Below are 1,100 nucleotides of genomic sequence, written 5' to 3' on the forward strand. Positions count from 1 at the left end.
AACCTCGCAGTTACCACCCTTGCGACTTACTAATGGTTCAAGGAGTTACCCCTGCCCATAAGGGACTTGCACCCTCTAGATTAATACCATATCTTGGATATGATAAAGATGCCCATGCTGGGCACACACAAAACCTATAAACAATACGGGCTTCGGGCTTAATCGCAGGGTTTGTGTATTTTTATGATGTCCGCAAAATCTTTGGGATTTTGCTTTTTAGCGGGACAAAGAAAAAAAGAAAACCAAAAGATTTCGCTATGTGTGTGGCGGAAAGCAAACGCTGGTTTGCTCCCGTACTGTTCATAGCTCAACCGTTATCTGCAAGCTCAAAAATGACACCAGAAAGACAAATACAAATTGCCGAATCATTCTCCTCTGAATTTGCTGAAGCGGAATTGGACATCGATTTGAACGAAAGTGAGTTTGGACTTCTTGGGCGTGGAATTTTTGCGGACAGTATGGATGAAAAATGGAACATATTTGTTACGAATGGATTTCTATATTTTGCACGGAGCTGGTCGGATAAGTGTATTTACAAAGTATCGTATGAAACGAATGGACCAGCCACTAAACTAACTAAGCTAAAAGTTACTAGAGATTCGTTTGAATACAGAAGTAAGGACTTAATTTACGACACAAACTTGTTCAAGAAAATGCTTCAAATGTATCTGAATAGAGATGATTTATATTCAGATGATAGAATTAATCTTCCCCTTATCAAAAAAACTCTTGAAAAATATAATGGACAAAACGGACTGACAAAAAATATAGGGTCTCAAAGTAAAGAATTGAATTTATCCATCTACGCTTCTTTATTAAAATCAAATTTGAACTATTTAAAAGTTGCTGGACTTGAGGAACTTAGAACAGAATTGAAAAAGTACGAAGATGAATACGAATTATTAAGTTTACATATTTTCAACAATCAAAATCCAAACTCAACTACAACTTATTTTTTCAATCAAGAAGGGACTAAAATACTGGGAAAAATAAAAATCGTGCGGAAAAAGCCAGCAGATAATCGAGTGGATGGCTCCGCCATCAAATGACGGAGTGCACCCCTCACACCACCGTACGTACGGGTCTCGTATACGGCGGTT

The 1,100-nt window shown here is 37.7% G+C and carries 1 protein-coding gene; it reads left to right on the forward strand.

The features are described from left to right. Positions 1–173 precede the first annotated feature (173 nt). Positions 174–1,049 carry a hypothetical protein gene (locus MWU84_RS23925; protein WP_246906527.1) on the forward strand — a complete coding sequence of 292 codons (876 nt, stop codon included), beginning with the start codon at positions 174–176 and terminating at the stop codon, positions 1,047–1,049. The last annotated feature ends 51 nt before the right edge of the window (positions 1,050–1,100 follow it).

It is taken from the genome of Arenibacter sp. F20364 (assembly GCF_023015905.1).
Taxonomy (GTDB): Bacteria; Bacteroidota; Bacteroidia; order Flavobacteriales; family Flavobacteriaceae; genus Arenibacter.